The following is a 16,125-nucleotide window of genomic DNA, read 5'->3' on the forward strand; positions in this document are numbered from 1 at the left end:
TTCACGCGCCGGATGGCCGCGCCGGGCGGGCTCTACACGCTGACGGCGAAGGGGCTCAGCCCGGGCGCGGCGTTCGCGTGCGGGGTGGCGCTGCTCGTCGGGTACGGGATGCTCGCGGCCGCCGCGCTCGTCGGCGGCGCGACCTACCTGCAGGCGCTCGTGCTGCGTCTGGGCGGCACCGGCTCGGTCGTGCTGCCGGTCGTGGCGGTCGTCGTCGTCGGGCTCGCCGCCGGGGGGCTGGCGCTGCGGGGGGTGCGGCTGTCGGCGCGGGTGGTGCTGCTCGCCGAGCTGGTGTCGATCACCCTGATGCTGGCGATCTTCGTGCTGCTGCTCGCCGCGCCGCTGCCGGGCCCGGACGCCGCGCAGCCCGGACCGGGCCTCGGCGGGGTGGCCGCGGGCGTGCTCCCGGCGCTCGCCGCGTTCATCGGCTTCGAGGTGGCGACGTCGCTGGGGGCGGAGGCCCGGCGCCCGTTCCGCAGCGTGCCGCGCGCCGTGACGGCCACCGCGGTGGTGTCCGGTCTGCTGTGCGTGTTCGCGGCGCAGACACAGGTCGTCGGGTTCGCCGCGGCCCCGGGTGGGCTCGCGGGACAGAACGCGCCGGTCGCCGTGCTCGCCACCGCCCGCGGCTGGCCGTGGGTGGCACCGCTGCTCGACCTCGGCCTGACGATGTCGTTCTTCGCCTGCGTGCTCGCGACCGTCAACGGCATCGCCCGGGTCCTGTTCTCGCTGGGCCGTGACGGGGTGGCGCCTCGGGGCTTCGGGCGCACGCACCCGCGGTTCGCCACCCCGCACGTGGCGATCGGTGTCGTGGCGCCGGTGCTGGTCGTCGTGCTCGCCGTTGCGCTGCTGGCCGGTGCCCCCCTGGGTGGGACGCTGACGTTCCTGCTCACCGTCGGCACCGGCGGCTTCCTCGTCGCGTACCTGCTGGTCTGCCTGGCCGCACCGGTGTTCCTGCGCCGCATCGGCGAGCTGACCTGGCCCGCCGTGGCCGCGACGGCCGTCATCGTGCCGATCCTGGTGGCCGTGCTCGTCGCGTTCGTCGCCCGGTCGGGCGGCACGCCCGTCGTCGTGGTGCTGGCCGCGCTCGCGGTCGCGGGGGCCTGCTGGTTCGGGTGGCTGCGGCTGCGCCGGCCCGACCGGATCGCGGGCATCGGCGTCTACGACGAGACCGTCGCCGACGACGTCCTCGGCGCCGACGTCGTCGGTGCCGGTGTCCCCGGTGGTGGCGACGGGCCCGGTACTGGCGGGCCCGGTACCGGCGGGCCCGGTACCGACGGGCCCGGGACCGGCGGCTCGCGGGGTCCCGACGCCCGGCCGGACCGGGCCGCGTGACGAGCCCGCGGGACCCGCTGCCCCTCTCGGGGCGGCAGCCGCGCGCGGTGCGCAGCGCCCTGGCGGTGCTGGAGGAGGTGGTGGCCGCGGGCCCCGGCGTCACGGCCAAGGAGATCTCGGCGGCGCTGCGGCTCCCGCAGGCCACCACCTACCGGCTGCTCAACCTGCTCGTCGGCGAGGAGTACCTGGTCCGGCTGCCCGACCTGAAGGGGTTCGCGCTGGGCAGGCGCGCGGCCCGGCTCGCGCTGCCGGTGACCGTCGCCCCGCCGACCGCGGCGCGGGCCGTCGTCGACCATCTGCGCGGGCTGGTCCGCTGGGGGGTGCACCTGGCCTGGCTGGGCGCGGGGCAGGTGACGCTCGTCGACCCGGACCCGGACCATCCGCCGTCGGACGCCGCGCTGCTCGCGCGCTATCCGCAGGCGTCCGCGCTCGGCCGGCTGCTGCTCGCCGAGCAGCCCGACTGGCGTGCTCTCGTCCGCGACCTGCGCGTGTTCACCGAGTACACGGTCTCGACGCCCGCCGCGCTGACCGCCGCGCTCGACCGGGTCGCCGCCGACGGGCTCGCCCGCCAGTGCGGCGAGCTGCGCGCCGACCGGGGCTGCATCGCCGTCGGCGTTCGCGCCCCCGGTGACGGCAGGCTCGTCGCGGGGCTGGCGCTGTCGGGGCCCGCGCAGCGGGTGGCGGAGCCGAACCCGGAGCTGGTGGCACTGCTGCGTGAGCACGCCGACCGGCTGGCACCGCTGCTCGCCTGAGCGCGACGCGGTGTGACCCCGCTCTCCTCCCGCCTCGTTGATCGGCCCCTGATTGTCGGACAGTCTTACATTCATCAGGCTCCGACGACGGAGGGACGACGATGGAGATCGTCAGAGGACGCGCGGCCGGGGGCATCCCGACGCAGCTGCGCGGCGACACGTTCACCGGCACGGTCTGGGGCGACCCGGTCCTGCCGGCGACCGACGGCACGACGATCGGCTCGGTGACCTTCACCCCGGGCGCCCGGACCTTCTGGCACGCGCACACCGACGGCCAGATCCTCGTCGTGACCTCCGGTCTCGGCTGGGTGTGCACCAAGGGCGGCGAGCCGGAGACGATCCGCGCCGGCGACGTCGTGTGGGTGCCGCCGGGCGAGGAGCACTGGCACGGCGGCACCGCCGACACCGTGCTGACCCATCTCGCCGTCTCGCTCGGGCCGACCCGCTGGACGGACGAGGTCGCGGCGGCCGACTACCCGGGAGCCTCGTCGTGAGCGGTGAGTTCGGGCCGGGCAGTGCCCACTGGGACGCGGGACTGGACATCCGCCGCGATGTCGTCGGACCGGCACACGTCGAGCGCTCGATGGCCGCGGTGAGCGAGTTCTCCCGGCCGATCCAGGAGTTCGTGACCGGCGCGCTGTGGGGTGGGGTGTGGACCCGCGAGGGGCTGGACCGGCGCACCCGCAGCCTGCTGACGATCGTCATGCTGACCGCGCTGAACCGCAACCACGAGCTGTCGGTGCACGTGCGCGGTGCAGTCCGCAACGGCTGCACCGAGGAGGAGATCCGCGAGGCGTTGCTGCAGACGGTCGCCTACTGCGGCGCCCCCGCGGCCCTGGAGGCGTTCCGCGTCGCCGAGAAGACGCTCGGGGAGATCAGCGACGAGGACCGCGAGGCCGGCGCCGCCGCGACGACGGCGGCCGGTGACTGACCCCGCCCTGCCCGCGGTGGTGGGGTTCGTCGGGCTCGGCCGCATGGGTACCCCGATGGCCGGGCGGCTGGCCGCCGGGGGCGTCGTCGTCCGTGCCTTCGACAGCTCGGCCGCGGCACTCGCGGGGCTGGGTGACACCGTGACGGCCGTCGGTTCCGCCGCGGAGGTCGCCGAGGGGGCGTCGGTCGTCATCCTGATGCTGCCGGACTCGGGGGTCGTCGAGTCGGTGGTCGACGGCGGGCTGCTCGCCGCGCTCGAACCCGGGACGCTCCTGGTGGACATGAGCTCCTCGGAGCCGCTGCGCACCCGGGCGCTCGCGGCACGGGTCGCCGACGCCGGCGCGACGCTGGTCGACGCGCCCGTGTCCGGCGGGGTCGCCGGGGCCCGCGCCGCCACGATGTCGATCATGATCGGCGCCGACGCGGCGACGGCCGGCCGGCTGGAGCCGCTGTTCGCGCTGATGGGCAGGCCGCGGCGGGTCGGTGACGTCGGGGCCGGGCACGCGCTCAAGGCCCTCAACAACCTGATGTCGGCCGCGCACCTGCTCGCCAGCTCCGAGGCCCTGCTCGCGGGCACGCGGTTCGGCCTCGACCCCGAGGTGATGCTCGAGGTCGTCAACGGTTCCAGCGGACGCAGCAACTCGACCGAGACGAAGTGGCCCCAGCACGTCGTGACCGGGACCTTCGGGTCCGGGTTCACCGCCGGACTGATGGCCAAGGACGTCCGCATCGCGCTCGGCCTCCTCGACGCGACGGGCGTCGAGGGCGGCGTCGCGCGCGAGGTGTCCGAGCGGTGGGAGGCGGCGGTCGCCCTGCTGGGGCCGGACGCCGACCACACCGAGATCGTCCGCTACCTGGAGCGGACCGGGCCGGAGGAGCGGCGGTGAGCGGCCCGCTGGCCGGGGTGCGGGTCGTCGAGCTGGCCGGGGTCGGGCCCACGCCGTACTGCGGCATGCTGCTCGCCGACCTCGGCGCCGACGTCGTCCGCGTCGACCGGGTGCCCGCCGGACCGCCGCGGACCGGCCCGGCCGAGGGCCTGGACGCGCTGGTCGACGGCATCCTCGGCCGCGGGCGCCGCTCGGTCGCGCTCGACCTGAAACACCCCGACGGCCTCGCCGCGGCCCGCGACCTCGTCGCCCGCGCCGACGCGCTGGTCGAGGGGTTCCGGCCGGGGGTCACCGAGCGGCTCGGGCTCGGACCCCGCGAGTGCCTGGCGCGCAACCCGAGGCTCGTCTACGGCCGGCTCACCGGGTGGGGCCAGGACGGGCCGCTGGCCGCGACGGCCGGGCACGACCTCGACTACATCGCCGTCGCCGGCGTGCTCGCCCACGTCGGCAACCGCGGCGGGCGCCCGGTCCCGCCGCTGAACCTGGTGGGGGACTTCGCCGGCGGCGGGCTGCTGATGGCGTTCGGGATCGCGACGGCGCTGGTCGAGACGTCCCGGTCGGGGCGTGGGCAGGTGGTCGACGCCGCGATGGTCGACGGCGCCGCGTCGCTGATGACGATGATGTTCGAGATGCACGGCCGCGGAGGCTGGGACGAGCGCCGCGGTACCAACGCCAACGACAGCGGCTCGCACTTCTACGACACCTACGAGACCGCCGACGGCGGCCACGTCGCGGTCGCGGCGATGGAGCCGAGGTTCCACGCCGAGCTGCTCGACCGGCTCGGCCTCACCGGCGACCCCGCCTTCGCCGACCAGTGGAACCCGGCGACGTGGGATGCGGCGTCGGCGCGGCTCGCCGCGGTGTTCCGCACCCGCACCCGGGCCGAGTGGGCGGACGTCTTCGCGGGCTCCGACGCCTGCGTCGCCCCGGTGCTGACGATGAGCGAGGCGCCGCGGCACCCGCACAACGTCGCGCGCGCGACGTTCGTCGAGGTCGCCGGGGTGTCGCAACCCGGCCCGGTGCCGCGGTTCGACCGGACGCCGGGGGCCGTCGCCCGCGCCGCGCCGACGGTCGGCGAGCACACCGAAGAGGTACTGGCCGAGCTCGGCCGCACGCCCGAGCGGATCGCTGAGCTGGTCGCCTCCGGAGCGGCCGCCGCTCCCGGGCGCCTGAACTAGAGGACCGCCAGCGGGGTCACGGGGCTCGCCGTCGATCCCGCGAGCGGCAGCGGCGCGACGACGAGCTGGAACGTCGCCCGGCCCGTCCGGGCCAGCTCGAGCAGCGACAGGTTCTCCAGCAGCGGTATCCCGTTGCGGTGCAACAGCTCCAGGTGCACCGGGAACATCGACGGGGTGCCGGCGGGCTGCACCTCGACCGCGTAGTTGTCCGCGCCGACGAGCGCGACGTCGAGCTCCGCCAGCCAGCGGGCCGCCTCGGGCGTCGGGCCCGGTTCGGTCTCGTAGTAGGCGGGTTCGTCCGCCTGCACCTCCCACCAGCCGGTGCGCAGCAGCAGCGCGTCGCCGGGCATCGGTGTGACCCCCGCCCGCGCGTAGGCGGCCTCCAGGTCCGACGGGCCGACCGGGGTCCCGGGTGGCAGCGGCCCGCCGTAGCCCTCGACGAGGTCGAGCAGCACCCCGCGGGTGGCCACCGGGCGGAGCTTGTCGGCGCCGCAGCGCTGGGCGCCGCGGGTGGAGCGCAGCGACGCCGCCGGGTGCCCGTTGTACAGGGTGTCGCCGCTCCACGTGTGGGACAGCGCGTCGATGTGGGTGCCGCTGTGGGTCGAGAGGACGACGGTGTCCTCGGCGAACTTGAAGCCACCGGGTGCGCGGGCGCCCGCGGCGTAGTCGCCGCCGTCGCGGTCCATGAACCGGCGCGGCGCGCTGCGGTGCGGCGGCATCGGGCTGGCCGGGCCGAGGGGCTGGGCCAGCGAGATCGTGCGGCCCTCGGTGACCAGCGCGGCGCCGGCGAGGATCGCCTCGGGACCGATCAGGTTCAGCGCGCCGGTCTCGTCGTCGGCACCCCAGCGACCCCAGTTCCCGTCGCCCTGGCCCGGGTCCGCCCGGCCCCCGTCGGCTCGGCTCTCGTTCCCGTTCACCCCGGGGCTCCCTCCCGCTCGCGGCTGCGCACCCGCTCGGCCGCCTGCTCGACCAGCGCCCTGCGCGTCACCTTGCCCGTTCCGGTGCGCGGCAGCGCCTCCAGGACCACGACCTCCCAGGGCACCTTGTACCCCGCGATCGCGTTCCGGCAGAAGCGTCGCAGGTCCTCGCCGGTCGCGGCAGCCCCGTCGACGAGCGTGGCGAAGGCGACGACGACCTCGCCGCGGCTGCGGTGCGGCGCGCCGACGACCGCGACCTCGGCGACGTCCGGGTGCGCCGACAGGAAGCCCTCGACCTCCGCGGGGGCCACGTTGATGCCGTTGGTCTTGATCATGTCGGTGAGCCGCGCGCCGAACTCGACGAACCCGTCCTCGGCGCGCACCCGCAGCCGGTCACCGGTGCGGTACCACCCGTCGGCGGTGAGCGCCGCGGCGTTGGTCGCCGCGGTCTCGTCGTCGTCGCCGAGGTAGCCGGGCATGACGCGGCCCCGGACCTGCAGCTCCCCGAACTCACCGGGCGGCAGCTCGGTCCCGTCGACGTCGACGACGCGCAGCTCGACGCCGGGCAGCGGCGGACCCTGCGTGGTGAGCCGGACCTCCAGCGGTGCGTCGTGCGGGGTGACGCAGCAGTTCCCGTAGGTCTCGGTCGAGCCGTAGATGTTGCAGATGTCGGGCACGTCGAGCTCGTCGACGATGCGGCGCACCTCGTCGGGTCGCCCGATCGTCAGGCCGGTGCGCAGCGAGGTCACCGCGCGGACCCGGTCGGCGACCGTCGCGAGCCCGTCGGCGAGGCTCGGCAGCAGGTAGGCGGCGGTGCAGCGGTGCGCGGCGAGGGTGTCGGCGGCGGTCGCGGGGTCGAAGTGGTCCTGCACGACGAGGCACGCGCCGTGGGTGAGGGTGGCGGGCAGCGCGTTGGCCGCGCCGAAGCTCCAGAACAGCGGCGACCCGAGCCAGACCCGGTCGGCGGCGGTGAGGCCCATCCGCTCGCCGATGTGGAAACCGTTGACCAGCAGGTCGTGCTGCCGCAGCGGGACGGCCTTCGGGTGGCGCGTCGACCCGGAGGTGTAGAGCACGAAGGCGACGTCGTCGGGTCCGGCGGCGCAGGTGTCCGCACCCGGACCGCCGGTCAGCCCGGACCAGCGGCGGGCCCCCGCCGGGAGGTCCGCGGCGAGGCAGTGGTCGACGGAGTGGTCGAGGACGACGACCTCGCGCAGGACGGGGAACTCCGCGCTGCGCCACTCGCCGGGCCCGGCGTCCCAGAGCTCGGGCACGAGCTCGCGCAGCTCGGCGAGCAGGTCGCTCGACCGGACCGCGGCGTCCATGACGAGCACCGGCGCCGCGCACGTCGCGAGCAGGTGCCGCAGGTCCCAGGCCTTGACCCAGGTGTTGAACGCGTCGACGCGGGCGCCCGCGCGCATCGCGCCGAGGGTCGCGGCGAGCCACTGCGCGGAGTTGGCGCCGAGCAGCGCGACCGTCCCGCCCGGGCCGACGCCCAGCCCGCGCAGGGCGGCGGCGGCGCGGCGGGCGGCGTCGTCGAGCTCGCGGTAGGTCCACTCGACCGCACCCGCGACGAGGGCGGCCGCGTCGGGCGTCGCGCCCGCGATGTCGGAGACGAGGGCCGGCAACGTCGGGGCGGCCGGCGGTGCGGTGACGGTCACGGCAGCAGCACCGTCCGGCCGGTGACGGCGCGCGCCTCGAGGTCGGCGTGCGCGGCGGCGGCCTCGGCGAGCGGCCGGCGGACCGTCGCGACCGGTGCGACCGCTCCGGCGGCGACGAGGTCGACGACGGCGGCGAGGTCGTCGCGGTCGGCGTGGGCGGATCCGTGCACGCGCAGCTCCTTCACGATCGTCAGACCCGGGTCGAGTGGCAGCGTCGCGGGCTCGGTGTTGCCGACGAGTGCGAGCCGTCCCCGCGGCGCGAGCGCCCGCAGCGCCGTCGTGAACGTCGGGCCGCCGGTGATCTCGACGGCCGCGTCGGCCCCGCGCGGCCGCCCCAGCTCGGCCAGCGCGGCGCGGACCTCGCGGACGTCCGCGCGGGCGAGCACCCGGTCGGCGCCGAGGGCGCGTAGCGCGTCGACCTTGCCGGGGCTGCCGGTCAGCGCGACGACCACCGCCCCGAGGTGGTGTGCGAGCGCGACGGTGTGCACCCCGACGCCGCCCCCGGCGCCGGTCACGACGACGACGTCGCCCGCGCCGACCTCGGCGGCCCGCAACGCCCGCCGGCCCGTGCCGACGGCGCAGGAGAGGATCGCGCCCGTCGCGAGGTCGACGTGGTCGGGCAGCGGCACGGCGTTGAGCGGCGAGGCGACGACGTACTGCGCGTACCCGCCCGGCAGGTCCTCGCCGTAGAAGCCGGGGCCGCTGCGGCACGACGTGGTGCGCCCGTCGGCGCACCACTCGCAGGTCCCGCACGGGATGCGCTGCATGAGCGCGACCCGCCGGCCCGCCCATCCGGGCGGCGTACCGTCGCCCAGCCCGACGACCTCGCCCGCGATCTCGTGGCCGAGGACCGACCCGGGCCGGGCGGCGAGCAGCCCGCGGCGGGCCAGCAGGTCGTGCCCGCACACCCCGACGGCGCCGACCCGGACGAGCAGCTGCCCGGGCGCGGGCTCGGGCACCGGCCGGGTCGCGGCCACCAGCACCTCCGGACCGCCGCAGGCCGCCATTTCGACGACCCGCATCCGTTCGGGAGCCACCGCGCTCAGGCCGGCTCGAACCAGTAGTCCGCGGCCGTCCCGGTCGGTGTGTCGCTGAACGCGACCCGGACCCGGTTGCCGACGGCCAGCGACGCGACCGCCGAGGGCAGGTCGGTGAGGTCGAGCCCGCGGACGTAGCCGACGAGCGCGGTGTCGGCCCCGTCGAGCGTGGCGTAGGCCAGCGCGTACGGCGGGTCGGGCAGCCCGCGGAACGCCTCGTGGACGATCGTGAACATCTCGACGACGCCGGCGGTGGCCACCTCGACCCAGTCCGAGGTGGCCGTGTGGTCGCGGTCGCAGAACGAGCGGGCCGGCACGATCACCCGCTCGCACGACGGGCAGCGCCTGCCCAGGATCCGCTGCTCGGCGAGGCCGGCGAGGAAGCGCGACGTGGTGTCGCCCAACGCGTGCCGGTAGCTGAGGTCCCAGGTCTGGGTGTAGAACCGGGGTTCGACGGCGCTGGTCACGGGGGTTCCTTCCGTTCGCGTGCTCACGCGATGTCCTCGAGGTCGGCGCTGAGCACGAGGCTCGCGTAGAACTGGTGGTCGCCGCCGATCGCGCTGGCCACGGCGGTGCGGGCGCCCTCGACCTGCCGGTCACCCGCGCGGCCCTGCACCTGCAGCGTGGCCTCGGCCAGCCGGGCGACGCCGGTGACGGCGATCGGGTTGGAGCACAGCACCCCACCCGACGGGTTGACGATCGTGCCCTTCGCCCCGAGCGCGAAGTCGCCCTGCGCGAGCCGGGCCGGGGCCTCGCCCTTGCCGCACAGCCCCGCCGCCTCGATGACGTGCAGCTCCACGCTGGAGAAGGGCGCATAGATCTCGGCGACGTCGAGCTGGCCGGCGGGGTCGGTGACGCCCGCCATCGCGTAGGCCCGTTCGAACGCGACGGCCAGCGCGTCGGCGTCGCCGTGGTCGGCGAGCATCCGCGGGCCGACCCGGTCGCCCATCCAGAACGTCTCGGTGTTCTGCCCGATCCCGCGGATCCACGCGGGCCGCAGCCCGTGCGCCCGCGCGTACCGCTCGGAGACCAGCACCGCACCCGCCGCGCCGGTCGACGACGGGCAGGCGTCACCGAGCTTGATCGGCCACGCCAGCACCCGGCTCGCCAGGACGTCCTCGACGGTGACCGGCTCGCGCAGGTGGGCCAGCGGGTTGAGCGCGGCGTGCCGGCGGTTCTTCACCGTCACCCGGGCGAAGTCGGCCTCGTCCGCGCCGTGGGCGTGCATGTAGCGCACCGCGGACAGGGCCAACATCGTGATGGTGTTCAGCGGGATCGGCCGTTCGTAGCCGACGTCCCACATCTTGTTGAGCACCGACTGCGCCGACCCCGATTCGGAGACGCGTTCGCCACCGGCGACGAGCACGACGTCGAACATCCCCGACGCGACGTGGGTCCACGCGGCGATGACCGCGCTCATCCCGGTGGCGCCGCCGTTGTTGACGCGCATGAACGGCTTGCCCGCCGCGCCCAGCGCCTCGACGCACCACCGTTCGCCGTTGCCGACGCCGATGAGCGCGTCCGGGGCCAGCGGGAACACGACGGCGTCGACGTCGTCCATGGTGATGCCGGCGTCGTCGAGGGCGAGCAGCGCGCCCTCCCGGACAAGTTCGGGGAACGTCACGTCGGCCCGCCGCGTGACGTAGGGCGTCTGCCCGACCCCGAGCACCCCGACCGCACTCATGCCGCGTCCCTTCCGGCGACCGTGTCCCTGCCGGAGACCGCGTCCCCGCCGGAGACCGCGTCCCTGCCGAAGACCATGACCGTCGCGCCCTGCCCCGCGAACCCGTTGAACCCGATCCCCGCGGCCACGCCGGCCCGGCCTTCCGAGACCGTCGTCGCGGCGGCGAGCAGCCTGGCCAGCCCGGCGACGTGCGCGGGGGCGGGCGCGTCGCGCAGCGAGCCGGACGCGTTCACCGGCGTGCCCGCCGGGAGGCCCAGCGCCGAGGCGGCGTGCGCGACGGCGGGCTCGCTCGGCGCGGCGATCTCCACGGCCTCCCAGCTCGCGGCCGGGACGGGGTCGTCGCCGCGGTCGAGGTGGGCGAGCGCGGCGTGCAGCGCGGCCTGGGCGGCGGGGTCGCGGGCCCCCGGCTCGTAGCGGTCGGTCGACCACCCCGCCCCGCGGATCCACGCAGGTCCCGTGGAGGCTCCGGCGGGCACCGCCGACTCGACGGCCAGGACCGCGGCGTACACGCAGTCCGCCCGGGCGGGCAGGTCGGCTGCGGTCAGCGGCCAGGCCACGACGTCGTCGGCCGCGGGCGGCGCGCCGGGGGCGGCCCAGCGCGACGCCTGCAGCGCGGCGGCGATCGTGTCGTTCATGCCGACGGCCCGCAGCACGTAGGGCTCGGCGCTGACGAGCTCGGCGTGCTCGGGGGAGACCGACTCGCTCGGCTTGCCCCAGCCGACGACGAGCACCGTCTCGCCCTGCCCCGACCGCAGCCGCAGCCAGCTGTAGACCAGGGCGTGCTCGCCGGACGAGGCGATCATCGTGACGTCACGCCCGACCCCGCCCGCGGGGCCGGCCGAGGTCATGCACGAGATGACGCGGCCGTCGGTCTGGTCGTTGCCGCTGAGCACGACACCGCCGACGTCGGCCGCGGTCAGGCCCGCGGCCGCCAGTGCGCGGTGCGAGGTCTCGAAGATCATCTCCTCGAGGCTGCGGCCCTCCTCGCGGGCGACGACGTCGCGGACGCAGGAGACGACGGCGACCCGCGGGGGCGCGGGTTCGGATCGGGTCACGAAGGGGTCCTTCCGGATGGGGCGGACGACGGGGTCAGCCGGCGTGGGCGTCCGCGGCCGCGGTCGGGTCGACCAGTTCGGCCTCCACGGCGGCGGCGGTCTCGTGCATGGCGGTGGTCAGGGCGCCCAGCTCGCGGGCGGGCAGTGCGGTGCGCAGCGCGGACACGTGCACGGCCGCGACGACGACGCCCGACTGGTCGCGCACCGGCGTCGCCAGCCCGAGGACGCCGCGCAGGCTCTCGCCGCGGCTGACGCTGACGCCGCGCTTGCGGATGGCGGCGAGGTCGCGTTCGAGCTCGGCGGGGGAGGTGCGGGTCTGCGGGGTCAGCGCGGGCCGTGGCTTGCGCAGCATCGCGTCGGCGATCTCCGGCCGGTACGCCGCGAACAGCTTGCCGACGGCCGTCGAGTGCAGGAACAGGCTGCGTCCGAGCGGGATGTCGAGGTTGACGTGCTGGCTGCCCGGATGCCGTGACACGTAGACGACGCGGGTGCCGGCCGCGACGGCGAGGTAGACGTCGTACCCGGTGGTCTCGGCGAGCAGGTCGAGGTGACGCGCCGCGACCCGGCGGACGGCGACGCTGTCGAGCACGTTGATGGCCGTCCGGATCGTGCGCGGGCCCAGCCCGTACAGCCGGCCCGAGAGGTGCAGTGCCTTCGCCTCCACCATCGCGCGCAGCAGGTCGTGGGTGCTCGACAGCGGCAGTCCCAGCCGCTTGCTGAGCTGCGAGACCGACGTCGGGCCGTGTTCGGCGAGATGGTCGACGACGTCGAACAGACGACCGAGGCGCTGACTGTCCACGGTGGGCTCCCGTGTCCGGGGCGGCACCGGTGCCGCCCGCCTGTGCCTCCGGGTCCCCGGAGGACCGATCCGGGAACGCGGAGGGCTGGACCGGCCGAAACGTAGGTCGCGCCGGCGCGCGCCGACAAGGTCCTTTCGCGTTCACGGAGGAACGTGACGAGGTCGCCCGGTGCCGCCACACTGCGCGCGCCCGGCACCCGCGCGACCGGTCGGGTGCGGCCGGACGGTGCTTGACGTCACCAGGAGCCGCCGCTAACTTCCTTTCACATCTTCACACTGATGTTCAGTATGTGAAAGACCCGATCGTGACATCCCAGCACCGAAGGCCGGTACCACCCGGTCCCGGCCTTTCACCCTGCACAGACGGTTCCGGTCCAACGGCGGAGCGTGATTCCTGGTGACGACACTCGTGCAGACGCTGGTGAGCGGGATCCTCGTCGGCGGCCTCTACGGACTGTTCTCCAGCGGCCTGACGCTGATCTTCGGTATCACCCGTGTCATCAACTTCGCCCACGGCGACTTCGTGACCCTCGGCATGTACGGCGCGGTGCTCCTGTTCGCGAGCCTGGGCCTGAGCCCGCTGATCGGGATCATCCCGGTCGCGATCCTCTCGTTCCTGATCGGGGCGATCGTCTACCGCGTCATCGTGCGCCGGACGCTCTCGGTCAAGGGCATATCGGCCATCGACGCCCAACACGGACAACTCGTCCTCACGTTGGCGGTGTCGATCCTCATCTCGAACCTGCTCCTGATGTTCTTCGGCCCGTCGCCGAGGGCGGTGCAGGGCGTGCTGCCGGCGGTCTACGAGGTCTTCGGCGTCTACATCCAGCAGGCGCGACTGGTGTCGTTCCTCATCGCGCTGGTCGTGTTCCTGCTGCTCTACATCGCACTGCAGCGGACCCTGTACGGAAAGGCGATCCGCGCGACGGTCGACGACCGGGACATGGCGTCGATGGTCGGGATCGACCCGAACAAGGTCTACGCGGTGAGCTTCAGCGTCGGCATCATGCTCACCGGGATCGCGGGCTGCGTCCTCGCGACCTACTACCCGGTGACCCCGACGACCGGCGCGGGCTTCCTGATCATCGCGTTCGTCACCGTCGTCATGGGCGGGCTCGGCAACATCGTCGGTGCGTTCGTCGCGGGTCTGCTCGTCGGCATCATCCAGCAGGTCACCGCGATCTACGTGGCCGTCGACCTGCAGGACGTCGGGTTGTTCCTCGCGTTCGTGCTGGTCCTCGTGCTGCGCCCGCAGGGCATCCTGTCCGGACGGAAGGCCTCGGCATGACCGCGCTCGGAAAGCTCCTGCGCTCCACCGGCGGACTGGGGACCGTCGTGCTCGTCCTGGTCGCGAGCCTGCCGCTGTGGTTCATCCAGTCCAGCTTCGTGCTCAGCGTCGCGACCCTGACGCTGATCTTCATGGCCGCATCGCTGGGCTGGAACGTCATCAGCGGCTTCGGCGGCCAGATCTCGTTCGGGCACAGCATCTTCTTCGGCCTCGGTGCCTACACGACCGCGCTGCTGCAGGTGCGCTACCACCTCAACGCCTACGTCGGTGTGGTGCTGGGCGTGGTCGTCGCGGTGGTGCTGGCGGTCCTGCTCGGCGCGGTGACGCTGCGCCTGCGCGGCATCTACTTCTCGCTGGCGACGTTCGCGCTGACGCTGGTGTTCGCCATCCTGACCGGGCACTACGAGGGCTTCACCGGCGGCGAGGTGGGGCTGACGCTCCCGCTGCTCGGCGACGCCCCGGGTCAGTTCTCCTTCGACAACAAGGTCGTCTTCTACTGGATCGCGACGCTGCTCGCCGCGCTCGCGTTCGTCGCGACGTGGCTGGTGCTGCGCTCGCGGCTCGGGCTGCAGCTGCGCGCGATCCAGGCCGACCAGGAGGCGGCCCAGGCGTCCGGTGTGCTGGCGTTCCGCGTCAAGCTGGTCGGCCTGGCGATCAGTGCCGTCCCCGCGGCGCTGGCCGGCTCGGTCTACATGCAGTACGTCGCCTTCATCGACCCCGACAGCGCCTTCGGCGCGACCGTCGCGACGCAGATCGCGGTGATCGCGTTCGTCGGTGGCGCGGGCAAGCTGTGGGGCCCGGTCATCGGCGCGGTGATCCTGGTGCCGCTGCAGCAGCTGCTCAACTCGTCGCTGTCGGCCTACCCGGCCGGGTTCAACCTCGTCGTCTACGCGCTCGTCGTGCTCGTCATCCTCTGGATCGAGCCGCGCGGCATCATGTCGATGCGCATCCGCAGGCGGACGCCGCGACCACCGGCCCGCGACGCCGCGCCGCCGGGCGACTCCGTACCCGACCCGCGCCCGGTCGACGCCGTGTCCGCCACGCCGTCCGTCCCGACCAGCCGGAACGGGAGCTGAGCCATGGCCGCATCGACCGAACCGCTGCTGCGCGTCGAGGGCCTGACGGTCCGTTTCGGCGGCCTCGTCGCGGTCAACGACGTCAACTTCACCGTCGCCGAGGGCGAGCTGCTGGGCATCATCGGTCCCAACGGCGCGGGCAAGACCACCACGTTCAACGCCGTCGCCGGGGCCGTGCGTCCGACGTCGGGCACCATCCGGATCGGCGACGCGCTCGTCAGCGGCCGGCCGCCCGAACGCGTCGCGCGGCTCGGGATCGCGCGCACGTTCCAGTCGGTCCGGCTGTTCAAGGCGATGTCGGTCGCGGAGAACGTGACGCTCTCGGCCAGCACCGTCTGCCCGTCGATGGGGGCCTCGCGCGAACGCGCGGCCGAGGTCGCCGAGCTGCTGGGGATGCAGGCGCTGCAGGACAGCAGGGTCGACGAGCTCCCGCTGGCCGACCAGAAGCGCGTCGAGATCGCGCGGGCGCTGGCGCTGCGGCCCCGCCTGCTGCTGCTCGACGAGATGATGAGCGGGCTCAACCAGGCCGAGACCCGCGACCTCATCGGCGTGATCACCACGCTCAACTCCGACGGACTGACCACGATCGTCATCGAGCACGTGCTGCGGGTGATCATGGAACTGAGCCATCGCGTCCTCGTCCTCGACCACGGCGTGATGATCGCCGAGGGACCACCGCGGGAGGTCATGAGCGACCCGCGGGTCGTCGAGGCCTACCTGGGCCGGTCGGCCGCGGCGAACCTGGGGGAGCCGGCATGAGGGCACCGTGGCGGACGCGCACGGCCGACGGGGAGCGCGCCTCCACCGCGGCGTCGCTGCGCGTGCAGAACCTGTCGGTGGACTACGGCAACATCCGAGCGCTCGTCGACGTCTCCTTCGAGCTGCGGCCCGGCGAGTTCATGGGCGTCCTCGGCGCGAACGGCGCCGGCAAGTCGACGCTGCTGAAGTCGATCTCCGGGCTGGTCCGCCCGGCGGCGGGCTCGATCAGGCTGGGGGACGGCGAGCTCGTCGGCATCCCGGCGCACCGGATCCCCGCCACGGGGCTCGCGCACGTGCCCGAGCGTCGCCGGGTCTTCCCGTCGCTGAGCGTGCAGGACAACCTGGCGCTCGGTGCCTACGCCACGCCGCCGGACCGGTCGCGCGCCGAGCTGCTCGACGAGGTGCTCACGCTCTTCCCGCGGCTGAAGGAGCGGGCGACGCAGCTCGCGGGGTCGCTCTCGGGTGGGGAGCAGCAGATGCTCGCCGTCGGCCGGGCGCTGATGCTCGCGCCCCGGCTGCTGATGCTCGACGAGCCCTCCCTCGGGCTCGCGCCGGTCATCGTCGAGGAGATGTTCGACCGGCTCGCCGCGATCCACCGCGAGCTCGGCGTGTCGATCCTGCTCATCGAGCAGAACGCCACGCAGGCGCTGGAGGTCATCGAGCGCGCGATCGTCCTGACGACGGGCGAGGTGACCTTCACGGGTACCCGTGAGGAGCTCGGCGACAGCGAGTACCTCAAACGGGCCTACCTGGGGCTGTGAACGGGGCCGGGG

General features: G+C 74.6%; 17 protein-coding genes. 10 read left to right on the forward strand and 7 right to left on the reverse strand.

The annotated features are described in order from the left end of the window. The 6 genes from PSD17_RS27005 to PSD17_RS27030 form a co-directional block, all read left to right on the forward strand. Window positions 1-1,332, forward strand: a 1,332-nt coding sequence (locus PSD17_RS27005; protein ID WP_339125089.1) for an APC family permease, incomplete at its 5' end; no start/stop codon positions are given. After that, window positions 1,329-2,084, forward strand: a complete 756-nt coding sequence (locus tag PSD17_RS27010; RefSeq protein ID WP_013675835.1) for an IclR family transcriptional regulator — start codon at window positions 1,329-1,331, stop codon at window positions 2,082-2,084. The genes PSD17_RS27005 and PSD17_RS27010, both read left to right, overlap by 4 nt. 101 nt (window positions 2,085-2,185) lie before the next feature. Further along, window positions 2,186-2,578 (forward strand): cupin domain-containing protein, encoded by a 393-nt coding sequence (locus PSD17_RS27015; RefSeq protein ID WP_013675834.1) that lies wholly within the window; start codon window positions 2,186-2,188, stop codon window positions 2,576-2,578. Further along, window positions 2,575-3,015 carry a carboxymuconolactone decarboxylase family protein gene (locus PSD17_RS27020; RefSeq protein WP_013675833.1) on the forward strand — a complete coding sequence of 147 codons (441 nt, stop codon included), beginning with the start codon at window positions 2,575-2,577 and terminating at the stop codon, window positions 3,013-3,015. Before PSD17_RS27015 ends, PSD17_RS27020 begins: the two co-directional genes overlap by 4 nt. Then, on the forward strand, window positions 3,008-3,901 hold the full coding sequence (locus PSD17_RS27025) for an NAD(P)-dependent oxidoreductase (protein WP_013675832.1): 894 nt from the start codon (window positions 3,008-3,010) through the stop codon (window positions 3,899-3,901). Before PSD17_RS27020 ends, PSD17_RS27025 begins: the two co-directional genes overlap by 8 nt. Next, entirely contained in the window at window positions 3,898-5,079 is a 1,182-nt protein-coding gene (locus PSD17_RS27030) for a CaiB/BaiF CoA transferase family protein (RefSeq protein WP_013675831.1), read from the forward strand. The genes PSD17_RS27025 and PSD17_RS27030 overlap by 4 nt, the downstream gene beginning before the upstream one ends. Here PSD17_RS27030 and PSD17_RS27035 read toward each other — a convergent pair. From PSD17_RS27035 to PSD17_RS27065, 7 genes are read right to left on the reverse strand one after another with little or no spacing between them, the layout of a single operon-like run. Continuing rightward, window positions 5,076-5,996 (reverse strand): cyclase family protein, encoded by a 921-nt coding sequence (locus PSD17_RS27035; protein WP_013675830.1) that lies wholly within the window; start codon window positions 5,994-5,996, stop codon window positions 5,076-5,078. The two genes, PSD17_RS27030 and PSD17_RS27035, sit on opposite strands and share 4 nt — an antisense overlap. Then, window positions 5,993-7,654, reverse strand: coding sequence for a class I adenylate-forming enzyme family protein (locus tag PSD17_RS27040; protein ID WP_013675829.1), 1,662 nt, complete (start codon window positions 7,652-7,654; stop codon window positions 5,993-5,995). The genes PSD17_RS27035 and PSD17_RS27040 overlap by 4 nt, the downstream gene beginning before the upstream one ends. Beyond that, the gene (locus tag PSD17_RS27045; protein WP_013675828.1) at window positions 7,651-8,676 is read right to left on the reverse strand and encodes an alcohol dehydrogenase catalytic domain-containing protein; all 1,026 of its coding nucleotides are present in this window, start codon (window positions 8,674-8,676) and stop codon (window positions 7,651-7,653) included. Before PSD17_RS27045 ends, PSD17_RS27040 begins: the two co-directional genes overlap by 4 nt. Before the next feature lie 20 nt (window positions 8,677-8,696). Next, window positions 8,697-9,158, reverse strand: a complete 462-nt coding sequence (locus tag PSD17_RS27050) for a Zn-ribbon domain-containing OB-fold protein (protein ID WP_013675827.1) — start codon at window positions 9,156-9,158, stop codon at window positions 8,697-8,699. A gap of 23 nt (window positions 9,159-9,181) precedes the next feature. Beyond that, window positions 9,182-10,375 (reverse strand): thiolase family protein, encoded by a 1,194-nt coding sequence (locus PSD17_RS27055; protein ID WP_013675826.1) that lies wholly within the window; start codon window positions 10,373-10,375, stop codon window positions 9,182-9,184. Beyond that, complete coding sequence (locus tag PSD17_RS27060) at window positions 10,372-11,430, reverse strand: hypothetical protein (RefSeq protein ID WP_013675825.1); 1,059 nt, start codon at window positions 11,428-11,430, stop codon at window positions 10,372-10,374. The genes PSD17_RS27055 and PSD17_RS27060 overlap by 4 nt, the downstream gene beginning before the upstream one ends. Window positions 11,431-11,464: 34 nt before the next feature. Then, window positions 11,465-12,229 (reverse strand): IclR family transcriptional regulator, encoded by a 765-nt coding sequence (locus PSD17_RS27065; protein WP_013675824.1) that lies wholly within the window; start codon window positions 12,227-12,229, stop codon window positions 11,465-11,467. Between the two features lie 397 nt (window positions 12,230-12,626). Here PSD17_RS27065 and PSD17_RS27070 point away from each other — a divergent pair, with 397 nt between their 5' ends. From PSD17_RS27070 to PSD17_RS27085, 4 genes are read left to right on the forward strand one after another with little or no spacing between them, the layout of a single operon-like run. Then, complete coding sequence (locus tag PSD17_RS27070) at window positions 12,627-13,517, forward strand: branched-chain amino acid ABC transporter permease (RefSeq protein ID WP_013675823.1); 891 nt, start codon at window positions 12,627-12,629, stop codon at window positions 13,515-13,517. Continuing rightward, the gene (locus tag PSD17_RS27075) at window positions 13,514-14,593 is read left to right on the forward strand and encodes a branched-chain amino acid ABC transporter permease (protein WP_013675822.1); all 1,080 of its coding nucleotides are present in this window, start codon (window positions 13,514-13,516) and stop codon (window positions 14,591-14,593) included. Before PSD17_RS27070 ends, PSD17_RS27075 begins: the two co-directional genes overlap by 4 nt. A 3-nt stretch (window positions 14,594-14,596) precedes the next feature. Next, the gene (locus PSD17_RS27080) at window positions 14,597-15,352 is read left to right on the forward strand and encodes an ABC transporter ATP-binding protein (RefSeq protein WP_013675821.1); all 756 of its coding nucleotides are present in this window, start codon (window positions 14,597-14,599) and stop codon (window positions 15,350-15,352) included. After that, window positions 15,349-16,113 (forward strand): ABC transporter ATP-binding protein, encoded by a 765-nt coding sequence (locus PSD17_RS27085; RefSeq protein ID WP_013675820.1) that lies wholly within the window; start codon window positions 15,349-15,351, stop codon window positions 16,111-16,113. Before PSD17_RS27080 ends, PSD17_RS27085 begins: the two co-directional genes overlap by 4 nt. The last annotated feature ends 12 nt before the right edge of the window (window positions 16,114-16,125 follow it).

This window comes from Pseudonocardia sp. D17, from assembly GCF_036984265.1.
Taxonomy (GTDB): Bacteria; Actinomycetota; Actinomycetes; order Mycobacteriales; family Pseudonocardiaceae; genus Pseudonocardia; species Pseudonocardia benzenivorans.